The sequence below is a fragment of the Parabacteroides sp. MSK.9.14 genome, from assembly GCF_019041495.1.
Classification (GTDB): Bacteria; Bacteroidota; Bacteroidia; order Bacteroidales; family Tannerellaceae; genus Parabacteroides; species Parabacteroides merdae.
This window is the reverse complement of sequence record NZ_JAHPXO010000002.1, coordinates 226,638-248,874: the sequence shown is the minus strand read 5'-3', so window position 1 is coordinate 248,874 and position 22,237 is coordinate 226,638. Positions and strand designations below refer to the sequence as shown.

Genomic DNA, 22,237 nt, shown 5'->3' with positions numbered 1-22,237 from the left:
AAGAGTCCTTTAAACTGCGTTATTTTGTTAAATCGAGTCCTTGAAACAGGTACGGATAGTCCGTTTCGATCACGTCGGGACGAGTGCTGATCTCTGACCGGTAACCGGCGGTTTTCTCTGTTTCCGTTTTCGCGCGATCATGTGTCGGAGCAACGGAAATCATGCACATGACTCCGTTACGGTGCAGAGCGTCATACAGTGGTTGCTGTTCAGGCTTCATCTTCGGGCCTACATAAGCCATTACCTGTTTCCAGGGGATGCCGGCTTTTTCATAATTATCGAATTCTTCCCGATTCTTACACCAGCAAGAAAACATCGCATCCGGTTTCCGGTCGAGATAATAGCGGGCTTGACTGGCGTTATGTACCGTGTACATGACGTTAACAGGCTTTTCTGTTTCTATAAAATCAGCCATAACTTCTAAAGGTACATCCTTGATATCCAAATTCAGGATTGTTTTGCCTTTGCTCCATTCCAGGCATTCTTTTAAAGTTGGAATTTTGAAGGCTGTCACGTTGCCGTTTCGGTCCACCAGATTGAATTGTTGCAGTTCTGCATAAGTGTAATCTGAAACCTTTCCTTTCCCGGTAGTTGTCCGGTCGATGGTTTCGTCGTGCATCAATACGATTATCCCGTCTTTTGTCAAACGCGGATCTATCTCGAAAAACGATTCCATATAGGACAAGGTCTTTTCGAATGATTCGATGCAGTTCTCCGGATAGCCGTCTAGCATTCCACCACGATGTCCACTGATTACAATCGGGCGATCGGGAGCATACCGGAAATAGGCTTGTAGATCCCGGCTGTTCTTCACAGTAATGTAATGAGGATTTTGTTCTTTGTCTGAAGCCAAAAGATTCCCGGCAGGCATAAAACCCCCTAAAAGGAGTACCAAAATAAAAGATAGCATTTTCATGATATTGTATTTATATAGATTCTTTGTCAATTATGCGGCTTAAAAGTAAGACTTTTTTATCAGTGGCGTACTATAAAAGCACTATAAAAACATGAAAATATGACAGGCAACAAGATGTGCAAAGAAAGAGGCAGGTATATAAAAAATTAAGGATTGTCATCTCGACAACCCCTAACCAACTTTGTTAACCTTAAATCTAATACTATTATGAAAAAACCACAATGCAAAAATACACTAGCTAAGCTTGTTTGTCAAACCTTTTACGGATAATATATGTTAAGCTCTAATAGCTATTTTGTCAAAAAATGTTGGTTATTTATAAACTATACAGATTCCATGTAAAAACTGCTAATTCAAATACTTTTTATCGTCGGAAAAAGTGAAATCCCATGCTTAAAAAGTGTCCCCTTGGAGTATATAAAATCATTAATTAATATAGGGGATGCTTTGGTGTGGCTGCTTATAGATAAATTCCTTTTTGGCGCATGCAGCGAATAGATGATAGATTATTAATTGTTAATACAAATTAACGCATTATTTCTTGCACATTTACGATGTATTCGTAGATTTGCGATACGATCGTAAAAAATAATATAGAAACATGGAAAGATTAACAAGACAGGAAGAGGATGTAATGCGCTGGATCTGGCAGATCGAGCCGTGTTTTATCAAAGACATCCTGGCGAAGTATGAAGAGCCTAAGCCTCCTTATACGACACTCGCTTCTATTGTGAAGAATCTGGAACGTAAGAAATACGTGAAAGCGAAACGTTACGGAAATACTTACGAATACAGGCCGCTGATCCCACAGGAGGAATATAAACGGACGTTTATGGGAAGTGTGGTGAACAACTATTTCGAGAACTCTTACAAGGAAATGGTCTCCTTTTTTGCTAAAGAACAGAAGATATCGACCGATGAGTTGAAAGAGATTATCGATATGATTGAAAAAGGACGAGAATAAACTGTTAAATACATAATGCCATGACACCGGAATTTGCCTACTTCTTGAAGGTAAATGTAGCTTTTATACTCCTTTATGCCTTCTACCGGCTGTTCTTTTATAAGGACACCTTCTTTAAACTACGCCGTACCATCTTGTTGGCATTTTTCGGGGTGTCATTGCTTTATCCGCTGATGAATATTCAGGATTGGATCCGGGAGCAGGGGCCGATAGTGGAAGTCATACAAATGTATTCAGCCATTTTGCCCGAAACGACAATAACCCCCGGCAATGTTCCCCAAACAAATTGGCATGATTTGTTACTTCCCGGTATTTCTTATCTTTATTGGAGCGGTGTAATTGCCTTATCGTTCCGTTTTTTAGTGCAGTTGAGCAGCATCTTGTTACTGGCACGGCGGTCGGAAGTGACTTTGATCCGTAACGTACGTGTACATCTGTTGAATAAACCGGCCGGTCCTTTTTCTTTTTTCCGGCTGGTATTTCTGCATCCCGACAGCCATTCCGAGAAAGAGATCGATGAGATTTTGGTACACGAGTGTACGCATGTCAGCCAGTGGCATTCGATTGACGTGATTATTTGCGAATTGGTTTGTATCATCTGTTGGGTGAATCCGTTTGTCTGGCTGTTGAAAAGAGAGGTACGTCATAATCTGGAATATTTGGCGGATGATACGGTACTTGAATCGGGCTATGACAGTCGTAGCTACCAATATCACCTTTTGGGGTTGGCACATACCAATAGATCGGTGACCTCTTTATCTAATAACTTTAATATGCTGCATCTGAAAAATCGGATCAGCATGATGAATAAGAAACGTTCCCGGAGCATAGGTAGGACGAAATACTTGATTTTTATACCGGTTGTGGGCGCCTTGCTGATTTTAAGCAATGTCGATGCATTGGCCCGGATCACGGACGAACTGACGGAAAGCACGTTTGCCGATGTCTTGCTACCGGAGGCTATCTTGCCGTTCCCTTTTGTCGGTGATGCTTCTCCTGCTGAAAAACGTGAGGAGTATGTGCTATCGGAGGAAGGTATTGAGGCTGCCAGACGTGCCCGTAACCCGGTGTTTACCGTTGTGGAGGTAATGCCGGAATTCCCTGGCGGACAGGGTGCTCTGCTGAAATTCCTGGCGACGAATGTCAGATACCCGGAATCGGCCGTTAAAAATGGTATAGAGGGACGGGTTAGCTGTTCTTTCGTTGTTGGAAAAGACGGGGCTATCTCGGAGGCAGAAGTGATTCGTGGGGTAAGTCCGGAACTGAATGAGGAGGCTTTGCGTGTGATAAACTCCATGCCGGTATGGTCGCCGGGGAAACAGCGGGGCAAAGTGGTTAATGTCAAATATACGGTACCGGTAACTTTCCGGCTTTCCGGTGGAAAGAAAAAAACATCCTCTCGTATCGTGCAGAGGCAGATTAAAGAAGTCGATACGTCCGGTCGTGTCTTTACGGTAGTGCAACAGATGCCGGAATTTCCGAGTGGACAGGCTTCGTTGTTGAAATATCTGGCAACACGCATAAAATATCCGGCTATTGCTCAGGAGAATGGAATACAAGGACGTGTCTCTTGCTCTTTCGTTGTCGACACGGATGGAAGTTTGAAAAATATTGAAGTGATCCGTGGAATCGATCCTTCGCTGGACAGGGAGGCTGTCCGGGTGATCCGGGAAATGCCGAAATGGAATCCTGGCGTACAAAACAATATGGCTGTAGCCGTAAAATATACGGTTCCGGTTACTTTCCGTTTGCAGTAATTGACCAGAATCGGTCATTAATACGATACCATTATGAAATGTAAGTTTTCTCTATTACTGTTTCTTTGCGTACTGTCCCTTTGGGGACAGGCGCAGAGTCTTAATCTTCAGGAATTGGTCAATAAAAAACAATTTCAGGAAGTTGTAGCACGTGCGGATAGTCTTACTCCTGCCGATTCAGCCGATTATGCTACAATGTCGGCAATCGGGCAGGCGTATGAGGGACTGTTGCGCTATAAGGAGGCCTATCAGTGTTTTTCTCATTGCTTGAAGATGGATACGAACAATGTGGATGCATTGAACGCCGTTGCCAGGAATGCGATCAATTTCGGAAGGATAGCGGAAGCTAAACAATGTTATCGTAAAGTATTGGGAACCGACAGCATGAACTTCTATGCCAACTATCAGTTGGCGCGTCTCTATTATCAGTTGGGAGATTATGGTCGAGCGACGGAACACTATCATATACTTGCTTCCATCGAAGGTGAAAATCCTTCTATCCTGACCGGGCTGGCTGATTGCCATATTAAAAGAGGGACCGGTCCTAATACGATGATCGCTCTTTCTTTATATGCCCGTGCTTTGGAGCTGAACCCGGAAAATGTACGTGTGGCATCTTCTCTGATAAATACGTTATTGCGGATGGGGGACGGACAGGGAGCTTTGCAGGTGTGCGATACCGCCTTGTTCTATAATCCGGATAACAGCCAGATACGGCAGAGTAAAGGGATGGCTCTCTATATGACGAAAGATTATAAGCAGGCCGATTCAGTCTATACCGGTCTATTGGCCGATGGCGATTCTTCTTTTTTGAATCTTAAATATGCGGGGGCGGCCCGCTATATGTCCGGTCATGCACTTGATGGGGTCGAGCTGCTGGAGAAGGCCTATGAAATAGATTCGACGGATGTGGAAACAGTCATGTTGTATGGCGCTTCCCTGGGAAAAACATACGACCGTAAACGGGCTTATGAGCTTTTCGATCTGGCGGAAACGAATATGCAGCCGAAAAAATTCCTAGTTAATATGTTGACGACCTTCCGAGGTGATGCCTTGGAAAGGGACGGCCGTTGGCCCGAAGCGGAAAAGCTGTATTATGCCGCATGGAAGGAAGACCCAACCCAGTTGCACTTCCTGTATAAGATCAGTACACAATACTGGGATGTCGATCCGGGACTCTTTCAGCAGGAGGAAAAATTGCAAAAGACGATTTTCAGTAGATACACTTACCTGACAGCCTATATGAAGACAGACAAGTCGCAAAAGTATCTTTATAATTACCGCCCTTTCTTGGAAGCGGTTTGTGAAGATGCCTTTTTCCGGAATGCCGATGAAGTGACGATGTTGGCTCCCGATGGGAAGAAGACGAAGTTGGCTGTCGCTGATCTGCGTGCCTTGGTCGCCCAACTGCCGCAGATGCCGGAAGATGAACGTTTGAGGCGCGAGAAGATGCAGGAACATATTAAAAAAGCCAGGGAAAAAGAAAAGGAATTGCGTAAAAGCGGTGCTAAACTCGATACGCTCGCCCTGAGTAAGGAAGAAAAAGAGAAAGCACGGAAAATGTTGAAAGACGCCGACTTGGAATAGATAGAATATCTGAACAATATAATCGATATAAATATGGAATATAGAAAAGTATTTCTGTTGAGTGTAGTCGTGTTTCTTTCGGCTTGTGCGGGAAAGAATGTCGAACAACCGGTAACTGTCGAATTCGAACCTGTGGAGTCGGAGTATCCGATAACCATTCCGTTCGAGGCAGGAGTCGGTGTCGAGCGGGAGATTAAGTTGAGCGATATTGCCGATTCCGTACAGTATGTTCCGTTGGAAACGAATGATAAGTGCCTGATCGATTTTATAAATTCGGGGAAGGTGGTAAAGACCGGTAAATATTGGTTTGTTTCCAGTAATACGAGGTTGTATCAGTATACGACGGATGGAAAGTTTGTCAGGAACATCGGTTCGAGGGGTGGTGGTCCCGGACAATTCAACTATTTCCAACAGATAGATGTGAACGAGGATACGGGATTGATCTTTATGCTGACAACTTCCGGGAAGATCAATGTCTATGAGATGGAAACCGGAAAATTCCTTTATGACATAAAGATACCGAATAAGGAAACGGCACAATTTGCCATGTTGAATGATACCTTGGTGGCGACCTTCATGTTGAATAGCAGTGGGCAACAAAAAGAACGTATCTATATCTCCAGCCAAAAAGAGAATATATTGAATACCTTTTATCGTTCGGACCTGTTTGAAGTCAAAAGCGGAACTCGGTGGCTGATGATGAGTGGCATAGACAGATACATGTTCCGCTATAAAGATTTGATTTGCTACAAAGAGTTTTACAATGATACTTTGTTCGTTGTGACGGAAAAGGAGCTCCAACCCCGTTATATCTTCGATTTAGGCAAATATTCCATCCCCATTGACTGTCGCATGGAAGCCTGCGATGGTGACTGGAAGACCTACAACACGATTGCTGCTCCATATATCCGCAACCAGGTGATAGAAACCGATTCATTGCTTTTTATGCCTTATAATTATTGGGCGGGAGAAAAACAACGGGAGCGTCATATGGTGCTTTACGACAAAAAAGCAAAGGAATGTTTTTCCGTTCCGGGAGGTTATATCAAGAACGACTTCCCCGGTGCTTTGCCTTTGCGTCCGGCGACTTCTTTGGACCGGAACACTCTGGTCTCTGTCTGGGAGGCCGGTGATATTATGAAAGAAGCAGAAAAGAATCCGGGAGTCCTGGAACATCCCCAATTGAAAAAATTGACAGAAGATGATAATCCGGTATTGATGGTCGTTTATATGAAATAAGCTATGATGCGTTTTGTTGGAATAGTACTATTGATCGGGCTGGTTGCCGGCTGTTCGCCTAAGCAACCGGTCCCGGTCCGTATCGGTTATGTGGAAACGGATGTTCCGTCAAGTAGCCAGTGTGTGGAAATAACCGGTGCTTTCCAGGGCCGGCCGTATCAGTTACGAATGGCATATTCCCAAAACGGGAAGGTGAGTTATAAAATATTGAACGAGACGCCTTGCTTTATGCAAGATACGGTTTTGCGCCTACAGATGGCAGTCGAGCCAGTCCACAAACATACGGCACGTTTTACATTGAATGTCGATTCTTTACAAATAACCAAGGAGATAGAACTGGAAGATGTCCTGCACTGTATCTTATTGGAAACCTATCCCGACCGCCCTTTTTCTACTTCAGATACGATCCCGCTTACTTCCTACACCAGTGGTGCTTTGCGCGAAATACTGGTAGACGGAAAATTACTACAGGGCGGCAGCTATTGCGATGTACGGAATGCCAAACTGTCGCCGCAAGAGTGGCATAAGGCTTTTGATATGAAAGAATATATCTGGTTCGAGCTGTTGTTTGTTGGAAAGTAGACGGCACATGCTATGTTTTTTCAATCCTTTTATTGCGTGAGGTGATAACAAAATATATCTTTGCCATTGGATATAAATAAGGTATTCGTTGTGAAGTAGTAACGATTGATAAGAGTCTGCTCGTAGAAGAATATATCTGTGGATAACAACTAAAAAAGGGATTGTGATGATGAAGAAATACCTGTCTCTTTTGCTTATATGCTTGCTTGCCTGGCCTGGGATGGCGGGAGAACGCAAGAAAGTCGCAGTCGTGTTGGGCGGTGGCGGTGCAAAAGGTGTGGCGCATATCGGGGTATTGAAAGTGTTGGAGGAAGCCGGTATACCGATCGATATCGTGGCTGGGACCAGTATGGGGGCGATTGTCGGAGGTTTGTATGCTATCGGTTACAGCCCGGATGAGATCAAAAGAATGGTAGAGTTGCAAGACTGGGATATGTTGTTGAGCGACAAAGTGAAACGTAGTCATCTCCTCTTCCCCGAAAAAGAGAAGGCGGAACGTTATATAGTCTCTTTACCTTTCGGGTTGGAGAAGAAAGACCGGGTGATCGATGGAGTTGTGAAAGGCCAGAACTTGCAAAATCTCTTTTCAGACCTGACGATCGGTTATCACGATTCGGTCGATTTTAATTCTTTTCTGATCCCGTTTGCTTGTGTGGCGGTCGATATGGTTAGTGGTAAAGACTATGTATTCCACAAAGGCAGCCTTCCGCTTGCCATGCGTGCCAGTATGGCGATTCCGGCGGTGTTTACCCCTGTCCGGCTGGACAGTATGGTGCTTGTCGATGGCGGGTTGAACAATAACTATCCGGTGGATGTCGCACTTGCTATGGGAGCGGATATCGTTATCGGCGTGGATTTGGCAACGAGCGATCTGCGTAGTTACGACCGCCTGCATTCTCCCGGTGATATCGCAACGCAGATCATCGCTTTGCATGGCTATGACAAATATGAGCGGAACCGTGACCGGACCGATCTGCTGTTTCGTCCGGATATGGAACCTTACCGTTCTTCCAGTTTTGCTCCTGCAGCTCTTGATACGATGTTACACAGGGGAGAAGCTGATGCTCGCCGTCGTTGGAACGAAATCATGGCTTTGAAGCGTAGGATCGGTCTTTCGGATACCGATACCTTTTCTATACAGTCGCGGCGCCTGGCGCATCGTCCTGTTTTGCCTGCCGATACATTCTATGTCCGTCATATCCGTTTCGATGGAGCCGATCCGCGCGACCTGAACTGGTTGCATCGTATCTGTGCGCTAAAGGAGAACAGCCATATTACGTTGAAGGAACTGCGCAAATCCATGTCTATTCTGGTCGGGACAAATGCCTATGCTTATGTAAACTACAAACTGACCGGCGAGAGCCAGCAGGATCTGGTCTTGACCTTGCAGCCTAAATCGGAAAGTTCTGTGAATTTAGGTATACGTTTCGATTCGGAGGAAATCATCGGAGTGCTGGTGAATGCCACCTATCATAAGGGGAAACGGAATCATTCCCGTTTTGCTTTTACCGGGCGTGTGGGGAGTAAGATATCTTCTGCTATGCTGGATTACTCGATAGAACGTTCTCCGCTGCGCAATTTCAATTTGTCGTATAAGTTCAGCTATAATAATTTGGACATTTATGAGAAGGGAGATAAACGGTTTAACACCACCTATACACACCATCTTGCAGAATTCGCTTATTCGGATATGAACTGGTTGAGCTTTAAGGTGAAGGCCGGACTGCGTTATGAATATTTTAATTATAATTCCTTTCTTTACACAGGGAGTGATGAATTGTATACTGTGAAACCGGAGGGCTTTTTTAGTTATTTCGCATCGGCACATCTCGAAACATTGGACCGGCGGTATTTCCCAAATAGGGGAGTTTCTTTGGAGGCGGACTATTCACTCTATACGGACAACTTTGTGAAATATAACGGTAGCTCTCCTTTCTCGGCTATCGGCTTGAAGTTTATGACGGTTTGTCCCATTAGTTCACGTTTGAGTTTGTTGCCTGCGTTTTACGGGCGTGTCCTGATCGGGGGAAATACGGCTTTTCCGTTCTTAAATGCGATCGGTGGGGAGACGTTCGGACGTTATTTGTCTCAGCAATTGCCTTTTGCCGGGATCAATCATGTGGAAATCCTGGATAATTCGGTCGTGGTGGCTCGCCTCCAGCTCCGGCAACGTATTGCGGGGAACAATTATATCACGCTGACCGGCAACTATGGCATTCATAACAACGATTTTTTTCATCTGCTGGAGGGGAAAAGCCTTTGGGGAGGCAGCCTGGGATATGCCTATAACAGTATTGCCGGTCCTTTGAGTGCAACGTTCGGCATGTCCAACCGTAATTCGCATTTGCAGTTTTATATGAATTTGGGATTTATGTTTTAAATAATATATCAAAGGATGAATGCAGAAATAATACAATTCCTGACGGAACTGCGTCAGAACAATAACCGGGAATGGTTTCAGGCCAATAAAAGCCGTTACGATTCCCTTCGCAAGGGTTTTATTGACGAAGTACAACAACTGATTGACCGGATCGCCCTCTTCGATCCGGAAATAGCCGGATTGGAGGCGAAAGATTGCCTGTTCCGCATTTACCGGGATATTCGTTTTTCACCGGACAAGACTCCGTATAAGATTCATTTTGCAGCCTATATGGCTTCCTGTGGCGGACGGGGCAGCGAGCGTGCCGGCTATTATATTCATCTTGAACCGGGTGGCTGCCTGCTTTCGGGAGGTGTTTGGTGTCCGCCGCCTGCCTTGCTGAAAGCACTCCGTAAAGACATTTATGAAAATATAGAAGATTTTGTCGCCATCATGGAAAAGCCGGCTTTCAAGAAGACATATCCGACAATGGAGGGTGAAGTCCTGAAACGTATGCCTGCCGGCTATCCTTCCGATTTCAAATATGACGAAATCCTACGTCACAAAGATTTCAGTGTCGTCTCCTATAAACCGGATGAATTCTTTTTCGAACCGGATTGGATGGATAAGGCCGTTGAAGATTTCAAACTTTTATATCCGTTCAACCAATTCTTGAATTATACGGTGGATGAGTATTTAGGAAGAGTCTGATTGTCTCGTCCTGAAATAGGTTGACCATGCCTCTTCGGTTTCACCTCTATATATTTAAGTGAAAAACAAAGACGTTACAATATCAATTAATCAACAAATACACAGGTATTAACAACTATTACTACCACTCCTTTGCTTTTCGCCCTTAGTCGAAAAGGTTTTTGACCAGTGTCGAAAGGGCTTTTGACCAAGGGCGAAAAGGCTTTCGACTAAAGGCAAAAGGTCTATGAGCAGGCTGTTTGACAATAGTAGCATGGCGATTGTCACTTAAATAGAGCCTTCCGGAGCTGATTTGGTCTCTGATGAAGGTTGACGCTTACTTTCAATATATATTTTCTGTGTTTCGTAATATTTTTATCGAAAAACAATAAAAATATTTGGTGGAGTCAGAAATAATATATTCTTTTGAATATCGAAAAACGATAAATATTATTTGAAAAACGAACAATAATTACATAAAACATTATGAAACAATTCTTCAAAACGGTATTTGCATCCACGCTGGGAGTGTTGGTTGCTTTGGGAATCGTAACAATGGGTTCCATTTTTTTCATCATAGGAGTAGCCGCCAGTGCTGACGGTTCTTCCGAGTACAAACCGGATAAGAACACGGTGTTCAAATTGTCTTTGGATGGTGTCTTGGTCGATCAGGCTGTGAAGAATCCTTTTTCGGAACTGATGGGAGAAAGTAGCAATCAAATGGCTGTGTCGGATGTGATCAAAGCGATCCGCCGTGCAAAGGCAAACGATAATATTAAAGGTATTTATCTGGAAGCCGGTTCGCTTTCTACAGGCTTTGCAGGGATTGAGGCGATCCGCCGCGAGTTGGAGGACTTTAAGGATAGCGGTAAGTTTATCGTGTCATACGGCGATTATTATACGCAGGGGGCTTATTACCTGTGTAGCGTAGCTGACTCTGTTTTCCTAAATCCGCAAGGTAGCGTCTCGTTGGTTGGTCTTGCATCACAGGGGTTGTTTTTTACCGGGTTGGCTGAGAAAATCGGAGTGGAACATTATATCTTTAAGGTTGGAACTTATAAGAGTGCCGTAGAACCGTTTTTCCTGAAAAAGTTTAGCGATGCCAATCGTGAACAGTTGACTTCTTTCTTGGGCAGCGTATGGGGAAACTTGACAACCGCTATCGAGAAAAGCCGTAATATCTCTTCCGACGAATTGGATCGTTACCTGAACGAAGGTCTTGCAATGGGCCAGGCTTCCAATGCTGTCGATTATAAATTGGCGGACGGGCTTCGTTATCGGTATGAGGTGGAAAACTGTGTGAAAGAAATGGCCGGACAGGATGTGAAGGGCAAGCTGAAAACTGCCGGAGTGGACAAAATTGTCTCTATCAAAGTAAAAGAAAAAGAGAACAAGAATAAGATCGCTGTCTTGTATGCGGAAGGTGAAATCCGAGACGAAGATTCTTCTTCTCCTTTCAGTGCCGACGAACAGGTGATTTCAGAAGAAATGGCAAATAAATTGCGCAAGCTGAAAGATGACGATGATGTAAAAGCCGTAGTCTTTCGTGTGAACTCTCCGGGCGGTAGCGCTTATATCTCCGAACAGATATGGAAAGAAGTGGTCGAGCTGAAAGCTAAGAAGCCGATCGTTGTTTCGATGGGTAACTATGCTGCTTCCGGTGGCTATTACATCTCTTGTGCCGCAAACAAGATTGTCGCCGAACGTACGACTTTGACAGGTTCAATCGGTGTATTCGGTGTCGTCCGTAATTTTACCGGAACATTTGATAAGGTAGGTGTAACTACGGATATCGTAAAGACAAATACATTCGCTGATTTGGGGGACATCAGTCGTCCGATGCGTGAAGATGAAAAGGCGTTGATCCAGCGTGGTGTAGAACAAACATATGATTTATTCCTGACTCGTTGCGCAGATGGCCGCGGCATGACAAAAGCTGAGATCGATTCGATCGGACAAGGACGTGTATGGACAGGCGAACAGGCATTGGAAAGAGGTTTGGTCGACCAGTTGGGCGGCATGGATGATGCGATCAAAGAGGCTGCGACTTTAGCGGAATTGACTGATTATTCTGTAATAGTAGCAGATGGCCCGAAAGATTTCTTTACCAAATTCATGGAGAAGCAGATGGATGAAGTAAAAGTCTCCATCGCCAAATCTGTAATGGGCGAAGAGCAATTCAAACTGTTCTCAACGATCCGCCGGGCTGAAACGGAATCCGGTATTATTGCCCGTATGCCGTTTGATATAAAAGGTTTATAATGGAAGGTAGGGCGGGGTTTGCCCGCCCTTCTTCTTAAGCAAGAATGCTATAGGTTATGAAAAAGCAATTGAATTTAATCTGTGTTTTGATATTTTTCTTTGTCGGTTTGTCTTTGGTTCCGAGCATCTATTCGATGGGTAATGCATTTGTGGACGGTTTCAAAGAAGGAATGTCACAGGCTGAAGAAGCGCATGAGCAGGGAACAACAAACATTAGTGCGGGAATATTAAGCCCGATGACTCTTAGTTTATGGCCGAAATCTTTGGCTGCCACTTCAGATAAGCTATTCAATCAGAAGGATCAGGAGTGGTATCCGGCTTCACATATCAAGACATTGGTCTGGGCGAAATCCAAAGATGTTGGAATTGCAAGATATGTAAGTTTCCTTATACTGATCGGTCTGTTCTTTATTATAAAAGCGATCATCCAATTCTATAAGCTTATCAATGCGATTAATCACGAGGTGATATTCGATTGGATGAATGTACGCCGTTTGAATCGCATCGGACGCAATCTGCTGATCTCTTTCATACTGACACAAGCTTATATGATAACGAATTACTGGGAGGCAACCCGATTATTCGAGTTGGAAGGTTATGAACATAATTTCTGGTGTGACTTTCAGCCGATGACATTGATAATGGGCCTGATTGCTTTATTGGTAGGTCGTATTTTTGCAATCGGTCTGCAGATGAAAGAGGAACAGGAGTTGACAATTTAAGAATCTGATCATGATAAATAAGACACAAGCGATGTCTTTTTTATTGTTCCGGCAGTTTGAGTCTATGTATTCTTTCGGATATGATTGTGAATGGAATTTCGGTCTTGCTTATAATTTATTACCCGAATGTCTGTTCCGTATATGAAATAATGGGGGAATGCCCTTTACTGGGTTCTCCGTTCTTAGTATAATATTATCTGCTGCCTGTATTTATTGCTTGAATCGGAGTTTGAGTATTCCAGCTTGGCAAACATCTGGAGATGCGGGTAGTGAAATTCATAATGTCGTAATTGACGAATAATCAGAGGAGTAAGATATGGCTATAATAGTGAATTTGGATGTGATGATGGCAAAAAGAAAGATCACTTTGGGTGATTTGGCCGATCGTATCGGTATTACCCCGGCAAATCTTTCGATCTTAAAGACGGGTAAAGCCAAAGCTATACGCTTTTCTACTCTTGAGGCAATTTGTAAGGAGCTCGATTGCCAACCGGCGGATATACTCGAATTTAAGGAAGATGAAACGTGAAGTCTTGGATATGAATGATTGTTTTCTTACAATATGTAAGTATGCCAGGCTATATAAAGGCGGATGAAGTGCTTAATATTGTTAAATTAGATGTGTATGCTGACAATATGTAAGCAAAAGTTTGGTTGGTTATGGAATAGTACCTACATTTGCACCGCAATTTGAAAGTAATCTTAAAGTAATAATTATATGAAGACTTCGATTTTAAGTAAAAGCATTCTTGTTCTTGCAGTTATGTTCTTGTGTAATCTTGCAATGAGCGCAGCCTCTCCCAGAGAGTACATGTATGATACGAAGGAAGAGAATGGTAAGGTTATTTCAAAAGTCATTTTCTTAAATGACAATGGGCTTTTGAATAAAGAAGTTAAATATGAATTTTCTTACAATGAAAACGGCAAAGTGTCAGAAAAGAAGGCATATCGCTGGAATAAGAGTAAGGATGAGTGGGTTCCCTATTATCTGACGACTTATTCATACGATGCAGAAACAGGGGAAATCAACACCACATACGGAATGTGGGATAAAAAGAAGAAAAGTTTTAGCTTAAATGTCCAGAATATGGTTGCTCCGGCAACAAGTTATAACGACATTTTCTCATAATACCTATTTTAGAATATTTCATAGACACAACCGAAAATGGCGCGAATAACAAAAGACGTGAGTCCCTGTTATTAGCGCCATTTTCATTTGCTCCGATCATTTTCGTGATCTCACGAAAATGATCGGAGTTTATCTTGTTTTTATTTAATGATCTTCTCTATTTCCGAAAGATTCTTCTCTACATCGGCGTCTGTGACTTCGTAGTTTGTCAGGTCGCCTGCCAGATACTGGTCGTAAGCGGCCATGTCGATCAAGCCGTGACCGGACAGGTTGAACAGGATCGTACGTGGTTTGCCTTCGATTTTAGCCTGCTCTGCTTCGCGAATAGCGGCAGCGATAGCGTGGGAAGATTCGGGTGCCGGTATAATGCCTTCGCTCTGAGCGAATAACGTGGCAGCTTTGAATGTTTCAAGCTGCTGGATATCTACAGCATCCATCAGGCCGTCTTTCTTTAATTGGCTGACGATAGAACCTGCACCGTGATAACGCAGACCGCCTGCGTGTATATTGGCCGGGGCGAAGTTATGCCCTAAAGTGAACATCGGAAGCAGTGGCGTGTAGCCGGCTTCGTCACCGAAGTCGTACTGGAATTGTCCACGTGTCAGTTTCGGGCAGGAGGCCGGTTCGGCAGCCACGATACGGATATTTTTTCCTTGTGTCAGCTTATGACGCAGGAATGGGAATGCAATACCGGAGAAGTTTGAACCACCACCGAAACAAGCGATAACTACGTCCGGGTATTCTCCCGCCATCTCCATTTGTTTTTCAGCTTCCAGGCCGATAACTGTCTGGTGGAGCATCACATGGTTCAGCACGCTACCCAATACATATTTGCAATTGGGCGTCTGCATAGCCAACTCGACCGCTTCGGAGATGGCTGTTCCCAGGCTTCCCTGATAATTCGGGTGCTTGGTGATAATGTCGCGGCCCGCACGTGTACTCATACTGGGCGAGGCGATCACCTCGGCTCCGAACGTCTGCATGATAGAACGGCGGTAGGGTTTCTGGTTGTAGCTGACCTTTACCATATAGACAGCCAGTTCCAATCCGAAATGTTTGGCGGCCATAGCCATGGAAGCTCCCCATTGTCCGGCGCCTGTTTCGGTCGTGACATTGGTCACGCCTTCCTTTTTGCAGAAATAGGCCTGCGGAATAGCGGAATTCAGTTTATGAGATCCGACAGGGCTGACACTTTCGTTCTTGAAGTAGATGTGAGCCGGCGTGTCGAGTGCTTTTTCAAGTCCGTAAGCGCGGACCAACGGAGTCGGACGCCAGATTTTATACATGTCGCGAACTTCTTCCGGGATTTCGATCCAGGCATCCGTCTGGTTCATCTCCTGGTCTACCAATCCTTTGGCAAATAGAGGATAGAGATCTTCAGGCTTGAGCGGTTCCTTTGTTTTGGGGTTGAGCGGAGGAAGCGGTTTATTCTCCATGTCTGCTACGATGTTGTACCAGGCTGTAGGAATATCTTTCTCCTGCAGTAAAAATTTCTTACTTTCCATGATGTTGTTATGTAGTTTACATTATTAATCGATTTGGCCTTTAAGGCTTACAACTTGGAAGCAAAGTAACAAATAATATTTCGTTCTTCAAATGAAATACAGGAAAATATATATCTTTGTGGCTCAACTCTGTTAAACTGGTAACAAACTATAAGAATGAAAAAGCTGATATTACTGCTGGCCGGCATCTGCATGGCCTTTCCGGCATTCCACATCTTGGATTAATTTCACCTGCGGGACGAAATGGAAGGGGCACTTCTTTGCCGGTTATACCAAGAACTTGGGAACGGCCGACGTATTAGTTTCCGCCACCGAGTATGGTATTGGATATAGACCAGGTTTTCTCTACCAATATCGCTTTCTCCTACAATCTGCCCCATTGGCAAATCGGTATGGAATATATGCCGACGACAGCTTGGTATGGTGATACGGACAAAGCCTTCGGCAAGACCGTAAATACGCATAGTGTCACGAACCATCGTATATTGGGACTTGTGATGTATTACTTTTAAAGGTTCGAAGAATTTCCCTGTTCCTTTTTCCAAGCGTTTTTCAGAGATTATCCTTGAATAAAACTATGGTTCCTAAAATAGGAACTATGACTTGCTTGGTGTGGATGTATTAATAATGTTATCCTCTCCGTTTTTTGTATGGGTGTCAGGGGTGCTTTTACCAGGATATTTCCTGTTTTTCGGATAAGGTTAAGGTGTAGTAAGACTCTTCCTGTTTTGCAGTAATCCCAAACTTCCTTACCTTTGCAATCAATTTGAAAAGACAGAAATGAAAAGATATTTGCTACTCTTCGCGGCCTTATACATGGTTACGGCCGGTCATGCTCAGAAAAAGAATTTTTCTTATAAATTTTATGGACAGGTGCGTGGCGACCTGTTTTATAATTCACGTGCCAATGCTGAAATTGTGGATGGGCTATTCCACCTTTATCCTAAAGACAAGAATTTGGATGCCGATGGTAATGACCTGAATGCCACGGCAAACGGGAGTTTCTATCTGCTCTATTCCCGTTTGGGAGTAGACGTGACGGGACCGAATATCGGGAAAGCCGTGACAACAGCCAAGTTAGAGGCGGATTTTCGCGGCTCCGGAAGCAACTGGGCGGTCTTGCGTATTCGCCATGCTTATGTCAACTTAGATTGGGGAAAATCGGCGGTACTGGTAGGACAAACCTGGCATCCGTTGTTCGGCGATGTATCTCCGCAAATGTTGAACCTTTCGACCGGTGCGCCTTTCCAACCGTTTAACCGTAGCCCTCAGATCCGTTACCGGTACACGTCGGGCAAAGGGTTGCAGCTGACAGGAGCCGTGTTGTGGCAGTTGCAGTATTTGTCTGCCGGCCCGAACGGAAAAAGCGAGGAATATATCAAGAACAGCTGCATCCCGGAAGTCTACGTCTCGGCTGATTATAAGGTTGATGGTTTGATTGCCGGCGTCGGCATGGAAGTGCTGTCCTTGAAACCCCGACAGCAAACGACGGTGGACGACCGGGTGTATAAAGTGAACGAGCGGGTCACTTCGTTGTCTTTTGAGGCACATGCCAAATATATGACTCAGGATTGGGTGATTGCAGGTAAGACGTTGCTGGCTTCCAATCTGACGCAAGCCTGTATGTTGGGTGGTTATGCGGTTACCTCTGTCGATCCGCGTACAGGTGAACAGGAGTATACGCCTTACCGTCATTCCATGACTTGGCTGAATATAGTCTATGGCAAGAAATGGAAACCGGGAATCTTTGTCGGCTATCTGAAGAACTTAGGAACGGGAAAGACGATTGCCGGGCCGACCTATGGTGTCGGATTGGAGGTGGATCAGGTGTTTACTACTAACCTCCAACTCTCTTATAATCTGCCCCACTGGAAGCTGGGAGTGGAATACAGTCCTTCTCTTGCCTGGTATGGAGATATGAATGCAGAAAATGGTAAAATAGAAAACACGCATTCGGTGACGAACCACCGTGTGTTGGGTGTTCTGATCTATATGTTTTGATGAAAAAGATATTGGTTATAGGTGCTAATGGGTTTGTCGGGAGAAGAATCCTGGATAACCTTTCGGAGAACGGAGCCTGCGAAGTATTCGGCTGTTCCCTTCATCCGGATATCCGTCCGGAAGGGACCCATACTTTCGTTCGGTTGGACATCAACGACTATCCGGCGGTGGAGGCTTTGTTCGACCATATCTGTCCTGATGTCGTTGTCAATTGTTCGGCTCTTTCCGTCCCGGATTATTGCGAGCAGCACCGTGAGGAGGCGTATGCCATTAACGTGTCGGCGGTAGAGAACTTGGCGTATTGTTGCGAGCATCAGGGGAGCCGATTGATCCATTTGTCGACAGACTTTGTGTTTGACGGGAGAAGTGACCGTCTTTATACGGAAGAAGATCTGCCCGCTCCGCTCAATTACTATGGCGTGACCAAGTATCAGGGAGAACAGGCGGTAGCGAGTATTTGTCGCAACTATGCTATTGTCCGTGTGGTTGTCGTCTATGGGAAAGCGTTGCCGGGACAGCATGGCAATGTCCTTCAATTAGTCAAGAACCGCTTGGAAGCAGGGCAAGAGATCCGTGTCGTCGCCGATCAATATCGCACACCGACTTGGGTAGAGGATATTGCCGATGGAGTGGAACGGCTTGTGCATACCGATGATTCCGGTATTTATCATATCTGTGGCGCGGAATATCTTTCTATCGCAGAAATGGCATACCGTGTAGCCGATTATTTCGGACTGGATCGTTCACTGATCTGTCCGGTCACAACGGAAGAGATGAAGGAGGCAACGCCACGTCCACGCAATAGCGGACTGTCCATCGAAAAAGCAAAACGCGAATTGGGCTATCGCCCGCATACGCTGGAAGAAGGACTGAAAGAAATGAAGATATAATTTAGGCACGGATTACACGGAAAGAAAATAAATTTATCCGTGTAAATCCGTGCCTAAAAGATCCTGATAAAGGAGTTTTGACATCTCCTTCTCTTTATATCCAAATATCGTATACTGTTTATCCGATATTCTTTACTTTTAACAGATATTCTGCAATCTGTACAGCATTCAGGGCTGCCCCTTTTTTGATCTGGTCGCTCACCGTCCAGAATGTCAAGCCGTTCGGGTTCGTGATATCCTTACGGATACGGCCCACATAAACTGGGTCTTTTCCAGCGATGAACAACGGCATCGGATAGTCTTTCTTCGCTGGTTCGTCCTGCAGAACGACACCTTCGGCTTCGGCGAACGCCTTACGAGCTTCTTCTACGCTGACCGGTCGTTCTGTCTCTACCCAAGTCGCTTCGCTGTGGGCACGCATAACCGGAACACGTACACAAGTTGCGCTCACCTCGATGTCAGAGTGCATGATCTTGCGTGTTTCGTTATACATCTTCATCTCTTCCTTCGTGTAGCCGTTATCCGTAAATACGTCTACGTGAGGGATGACATTGTAAGCCAGTTGATAAGCGAACTTTTCCACAGTCGGTTCTTCGCCTTTCAGCAGTTGTTCATATTGTTTTACCAGTTCGGCCATTGCTGTTGCGCCTGCACCGCTGGCAGCCTGGTAGGTCGATACGTGTACACGCTTGATGTGCGACAGGCCTTCGATTGCCTTCAATGCAACGACCATCTGGATGGTGGTACAGTTCGGATTGGCAATGATACCGCGCGGACGATTCAGTGCATCTTCCGGGTTCACTTCGGGAACTACCAAAGGTACATCGTTGTCCATGCGGAATGCGCTGGAATTGTCGATCATCACAGTACCATATTTCGTAATGGTTTCTGCGAATTCGATAGAAGTACCGCCACCGGCCGAAACAAAAGCAACATCGATTCCCTTGAAGTCGTCGTTATGCTTAAGCTCCTTGACGGTAATTTGTTTACCACGGAAAGTATAAACACGTCCGGCACTGCGAGATGAGCCAAAAAGCACAAGCTCATCCATTGGGAAGTTTCTCTCGTCGAGTACGCGCAGGAATTCCTGTCCTACCGCTCCACTCACTCCAACAATTGCTACTTTCATTTTGAGCACTAATTAATTTGTTTATAAAAAAAATAGTATAACTTTACAACGTTTACAGAAAGCTTTGCATTTCCTTCATTACAACGTTTTGGGGTGCAAAGATATGCAAATTATAAACAAAACTAGAATGCTATGAAACAATTTATTCTTTATCTCTTCATATTACTTCCTTTTTGTGTGAATTCACAGGTGAATGAGACGTTTGACGGCCCGATGTTGGGGGCCGACTGGATCGGCAAAGACAGAGGGCAGTTTGCAGTCAATGCCGATGGCAGGCTTCAGTTGAATATCGAACCGACAGAGTCAGGTACTGCTTCCATAGGCAAAGAAATCGCCTATTCGCCCGATATGCAATGGGAGTTCGATGTTTATATGCAAAACCAACCGAGCGACGAGAACAAATTATGCATCTATTTGTATCAGGAAAATCAAGAACGTTATTATTATGTACGTCTCGGGAATACCGGCAACAAGGAACTAGGACTGAAGCGTAACGGAAACGGGAATTTGATTCTGCCACAGACCGATTTTGAAGAGTCGCCATTGTTGTTACATGTGAAAGTGACGCTTGAAGACAATCTCCGGTGGAGTTTGTATTACAAGACAGACGATATGGAGGGATACCGCCTTGAAGGTTCAGCCATGTACACGATCGAAGAGCCGGTTGAGAGAGGCAACTTGGTGTTTACGTTTTATTACACGAAGACACGAAGTTCTCTTTTCAGCATAGATAATGTGTGTGTGCTTAATCGGGTGACGGAGACACCGATCGAGCCGGACAAGCCTGAAGAAGAACCGGGAGAATCAGAAAGTCCGCCAAAGTTGCTTGAGATCGAGCCACTATCGGCCTCCAACTTGCTGTTCGCTTTTGATAAGCCGGTTGATATTGATAAGGCTGTCTTCAGTATTTCGGATATTGGAGACGCTTACCTCAAAAGGTATGTAGATGCAGGGACGAAGCAATTCGTAAGCACTTTTTTCGATCAAGAGATGCAGTTGGACCATTCATACACGATCTCTTATGCCGGTCTTCGCTCTTTGTCGGGAAAGGCGATGCCGGATGAAGCTGTCGAAGTCGTGTTGAGAGGGGAAGAAGAACCTGGGACGGATAAGCCGGAACCGAAGCCTGATCCGGATGAACCGGAGAGCTATCCAGCAGGTTCGGTCGTTATCAATGAAGTCATGGCAAAGCCGGGAGATGGAAGAATGGTGGAATATATCGAATTACATAATACGACTGCTGCTACCGTCTCGTTGGACGGATGGGTGTACAAGAATGTGACGGGGAAGAAGACGAAAGCCCTGCCAGAGATGGATTTGCCTGCTGGCGGATATGCAGTTTTACTGGACCAGGAGGATGCGTTCTCCTTCCCTGTCCAAACGTTGCTGATTCCTATCGAGAAGTTTCCGGCTTTGAATGACAAAGGAGCTGTATTGCAATTGTGGGATGCTGCCGGGGGCAAGATAGAAGAAGTGGCGTATGAAGCGGCTACCTCCGGAGTGTCGTGGGAACGAGGCACTTCAGGCTGGCATCTTTCTACTGATCCACGTGGTGGAACTCCCGGTGCCGTTAATTCTTCTCCCGATAAGGAGGAAGATCCGCCGGTAGATCCAGACCGACCCGATGTCCCGGATAATCCGGATGATCCCAACATTCCGGGAGTCACAGAACTGATCCAACCCGGAGAAATCATCATTAACGAGTTGCTCCCTGACCCATATGTCGGAGGCAGCGAATATATCGAATTGTATAATCGTTCGGAGCATTCCTTGTCTTTGTCCGCCCTTTCTGTCGCCATCCGTAAATCGGACGGAACACTTAGCACTCGCTATCCATTGACTTCCGTCCTGCATAATCTGGAGGCAAAAAGTTACCTCCTCTTGACCAAGAACTTGGAAGGTGTGACTTCTTTTTATGATATAGCCGATCCGTCTGCTCTTTGCGGATTGGCCAAGCTTCCTATTCTTGCCAATACATCTTCTACCTTGGTATTGTTTCGTACAGCGGATGAAATAATAATAGATGAAGTCGCCTATTCGTCTAAATGGCATGCTCATTCAGTCAAAAATAAAAAAGGAGTTGCCCTTGAGCGTATCGATCCGGATGCCGCTACACAAGACGCGGCAAACTGGACCTCCGCTTCCGAAACAGTTGGCTATGGCACACCTGGCTATCAGAACTCCCAATACAAAGACGCTTCATCGGGCGGTGCCACGGGTATAGAACCTCCTGTGTGGATAGAAGAGTCCGGTAGTTACACGGTGTCCTACCTGCTCGACCGTCCGGGATATAGCTGTCGCGCTTTCGTTTTCAATACCTCCGGTCTGCGTGTAGCTGATATATCCAATCATGAGTTGTTAGGCATCTCCGGTAAGATTACATGGAGTGGCGTAGCCAACAACGGAAGTCCGTTGCAAACAGGTGTCTATATCTTTTATGCTGAAATATACCACCCCGAAGGTACGGTGAAACGCTTTAAAAAGGCTTTCCTGATCCGGTGATAG

18 protein-coding genes are annotated in these 22,237 nt (G+C 45.1%); 15 read left to right on the top strand and 3 right to left on the bottom strand.

Annotation, left to right across the window (positions count from 1 at the left end):
- Positions 1–19: 19 nt before the first annotated feature.
- Positions 20–910 (bottom strand): glycerophosphodiester phosphodiesterase family protein, encoded by an 891-nt coding sequence (locus tag KTG12_RS02205; RefSeq protein ID WP_005649616.1) that lies wholly within the window; start codon positions 908–910, stop codon positions 20–22.
- Between the two features lie 607 nt (positions 911–1,517).
- Here KTG12_RS02205 and KTG12_RS02200 point away from each other — a divergent pair.
- The 11 genes from KTG12_RS02200 (at position 1,518) to KTG12_RS02150 (ending at position 14,207) form a co-directional block, all read left to right on the top strand.
- On the top strand, positions 1,518–1,880 hold the full coding sequence (locus KTG12_RS02200) for a BlaI/MecI/CopY family transcriptional regulator (protein WP_005633254.1): 363 nt from the start codon (positions 1,518–1,520) through the stop codon (positions 1,878–1,880).
- Between the two features lie 20 nt (positions 1,881–1,900).
- Positions 1,901–3,637: a M56 family metallopeptidase gene (locus KTG12_RS02195; RefSeq protein ID WP_138273071.1), complete on the top strand. Its 1,737-nt coding sequence runs from the start codon at positions 1,901–1,903 to the stop codon at positions 3,635–3,637.
- Positions 3,638–3,670: 33 nt separating this feature from the next.
- Positions 3,671–5,224: a tetratricopeptide repeat protein gene (locus KTG12_RS02190; protein WP_005644834.1), complete on the top strand. Its 1,554-nt coding sequence runs from the start codon at positions 3,671–3,673 to the stop codon at positions 5,222–5,224.
- A gap of 33 nt (positions 5,225–5,257) precedes the next feature.
- Positions 5,258–6,463: a 6-bladed beta-propeller gene (locus KTG12_RS02185; protein WP_155143421.1), complete on the top strand. Its 1,206-nt coding sequence runs from the start codon at positions 5,258–5,260 to the stop codon at positions 6,461–6,463.
- A 3-nt stretch (positions 6,464–6,466) separates the two neighbouring features.
- A complete protein-coding gene (locus tag KTG12_RS02180; RefSeq protein ID WP_227225778.1) occupies positions 6,467–7,045 on the top strand; it encodes a hypothetical protein in 579 nt (192 codons plus the stop codon).
- A gap of 169 nt (positions 7,046–7,214) precedes the next feature.
- On the top strand, positions 7,215–9,425 hold the full coding sequence (locus tag KTG12_RS02175; RefSeq protein WP_173022586.1) for a patatin-like phospholipase family protein: 2,211 nt from the start codon (positions 7,215–7,217) through the stop codon (positions 9,423–9,425).
- Between the two features lie 15 nt (positions 9,426–9,440).
- On the top strand, positions 9,441–10,115 hold the full coding sequence (locus tag KTG12_RS02170; protein WP_005633243.1) for a DUF2461 domain-containing protein: 675 nt from the start codon (positions 9,441–9,443) through the stop codon (positions 10,113–10,115).
- A 465-nt stretch (positions 10,116–10,580) separates the two neighbouring features.
- On the top strand, positions 10,581–12,356 hold the full coding sequence (gene sppA / locus KTG12_RS02165; RefSeq protein WP_005633239.1) for a signal peptide peptidase SppA: 1,776 nt from the start codon (positions 10,581–10,583) through the stop codon (positions 12,354–12,356).
- 56 nt (positions 12,357–12,412) lie between these two features.
- Positions 12,413–13,078, top strand: coding sequence for a DUF2975 domain-containing protein (locus KTG12_RS02160; protein ID WP_005633238.1), 666 nt, complete (start codon positions 12,413–12,415; stop codon positions 13,076–13,078).
- A gap of 316 nt (positions 13,079–13,394) precedes the next feature.
- Complete coding sequence (locus KTG12_RS02155; protein WP_005633234.1) at positions 13,395–13,607, top strand: helix-turn-helix transcriptional regulator; 213 nt, start codon at positions 13,395–13,397, stop codon at positions 13,605–13,607.
- A 189-nt stretch (positions 13,608–13,796) separates the two neighbouring features.
- A complete protein-coding gene (locus tag KTG12_RS02150) occupies positions 13,797–14,207 on the top strand; it encodes a DUF3836 domain-containing protein (RefSeq protein WP_005633231.1) in 411 nt (136 codons plus the stop codon).
- A gap of 140 nt (positions 14,208–14,347) precedes the next feature.
- On the opposite strand, the gene KTG12_RS02145 is transcribed toward KTG12_RS02150, so the two are convergent.
- A complete protein-coding gene (locus KTG12_RS02145; protein ID WP_005633229.1) occupies positions 14,348–15,712 on the bottom strand; it encodes a TrpB-like pyridoxal phosphate-dependent enzyme in 1,365 nt (454 codons plus the stop codon).
- A 317-nt stretch (positions 15,713–16,029) separates the two neighbouring features.
- Here KTG12_RS02145 and KTG12_RS21615 point away from each other — a divergent pair, with 317 nt between their 5' ends.
- The 3 genes from KTG12_RS21615 (at position 16,030) to rfbD (ending at position 18,603) form a co-directional block, all read left to right on the top strand.
- Positions 16,030–16,224, top strand: a complete 195-nt coding sequence (locus tag KTG12_RS21615) for a hypothetical protein (RefSeq protein WP_022321884.1) — start codon at positions 16,030–16,032, stop codon at positions 16,222–16,224.
- 268 nt (positions 16,225–16,492) lie between these two features.
- The gene (locus tag KTG12_RS02135) at positions 16,493–17,713 is read left to right on the top strand and encodes a DcaP family trimeric outer membrane transporter (protein ID WP_022321885.1); all 1,221 of its coding nucleotides are present in this window, start codon (positions 16,493–16,495) and stop codon (positions 17,711–17,713) included.
- Positions 17,713–18,603, top strand: coding sequence for a dTDP-4-dehydrorhamnose reductase (gene rfbD, locus KTG12_RS02130; protein WP_122115622.1), 891 nt, complete (start codon positions 17,713–17,715; stop codon positions 18,601–18,603). The genes KTG12_RS02135 and rfbD overlap by 1 nt, the downstream gene beginning before the upstream one ends.
- 118 nt (positions 18,604–18,721) lie before the next feature.
- Here rfbD and KTG12_RS02125 read toward each other — a convergent pair whose 3' ends face one another.
- Positions 18,722–19,732 (bottom strand): aspartate-semialdehyde dehydrogenase, encoded by a 1,011-nt coding sequence (locus KTG12_RS02125; RefSeq protein WP_005644794.1) that lies wholly within the window; start codon positions 19,730–19,732, stop codon positions 18,722–18,724.
- 132 nt (positions 19,733–19,864) lie between these two features.
- On the opposite strand from KTG12_RS02125, the gene KTG12_RS02120 reads away from it, so the two are divergent.
- Entirely contained in the window at positions 19,865–22,234 is a 2,370-nt protein-coding gene (locus tag KTG12_RS02120; RefSeq protein WP_122115623.1) for a lamin tail domain-containing protein, read from the top strand.
- Positions 22,235–22,237: the final 3 nt, after the last annotated feature.

Bases quoted from the DNA above. Each gene is read 5' to 3' on its own strand.
- KTG12_RS02205 (WP_005649616.1), bottom strand. From the start codon at position 910: ATGCTATCTTTTATTTTGGTACTCCTTTTAGGGGGTTTTATGCCTGCC.
- KTG12_RS02200 (WP_005633254.1), top strand. From the start codon at position 1,518: ATGGAAAGATTAACAAGACAGGAAGAGGATGTAATGCGCTGGATCTGG.
- KTG12_RS02195 (WP_138273071.1), top strand. From the start codon at position 1,901: ATGACACCGGAATTTGCCTACTTCTTGAAGGTAAATGTAGCTTTTATA.
- KTG12_RS02190 (WP_005644834.1), top strand. From the start codon at position 3,671: ATGAAATGTAAGTTTTCTCTATTACTGTTTCTTTGCGTACTGTCCCTT.
- KTG12_RS02185 (WP_155143421.1), top strand. From the start codon at position 5,258: ATGGAATATAGAAAAGTATTTCTGTTGAGTGTAGTCGTGTTTCTTTCG.
- KTG12_RS02180 (WP_227225778.1), top strand. From the start codon at position 6,467: ATGATGCGTTTTGTTGGAATAGTACTATTGATCGGGCTGGTTGCCGGC.
- KTG12_RS02175 (WP_173022586.1), top strand. From the start codon at position 7,215: ATGAAGAAATACCTGTCTCTTTTGCTTATATGCTTGCTTGCCTGGCCT.
- KTG12_RS02170 (WP_005633243.1), top strand. From the start codon at position 9,441: ATGAATGCAGAAATAATACAATTCCTGACGGAACTGCGTCAGAACAAT.
- sppA (WP_005633239.1), top strand. From the start codon at position 10,581: ATGAAACAATTCTTCAAAACGGTATTTGCATCCACGCTGGGAGTGTTG.
- KTG12_RS02160 (WP_005633238.1), top strand. From the start codon at position 12,413: ATGAAAAAGCAATTGAATTTAATCTGTGTTTTGATATTTTTCTTTGTC.
- KTG12_RS02155 (WP_005633234.1), top strand. From the start codon at position 13,395: ATGGCTATAATAGTGAATTTGGATGTGATGATGGCAAAAAGAAAGATC.
- KTG12_RS02150 (WP_005633231.1), top strand. From the start codon at position 13,797: ATGAAGACTTCGATTTTAAGTAAAAGCATTCTTGTTCTTGCAGTTATG.
- KTG12_RS02145 (WP_005633229.1), bottom strand. From the start codon at position 15,712: ATGGAAAGTAAGAAATTTTTACTGCAGGAGAAAGATATTCCTACAGCC.
- KTG12_RS21615 (WP_022321884.1), top strand. From the start codon at position 16,030: ATGGTATTGGATATAGACCAGGTTTTCTCTACCAATATCGCTTTCTCC.
- KTG12_RS02135 (WP_022321885.1), top strand. From the start codon at position 16,493: ATGAAAAGATATTTGCTACTCTTCGCGGCCTTATACATGGTTACGGCC.
- rfbD (WP_122115622.1), top strand. From the start codon at position 17,713: ATGAAAAAGATATTGGTTATAGGTGCTAATGGGTTTGTCGGGAGAAGA.
- KTG12_RS02125 (WP_005644794.1), bottom strand. From the start codon at position 19,732: ATGAAAGTAGCAATTGTTGGAGTGAGTGGAGCGGTAGGACAGGAATTC.
- KTG12_RS02120 (WP_122115623.1), top strand. From the start codon at position 19,865: ATGAAACAATTTATTCTTTATCTCTTCATATTACTTCCTTTTTGTGTG.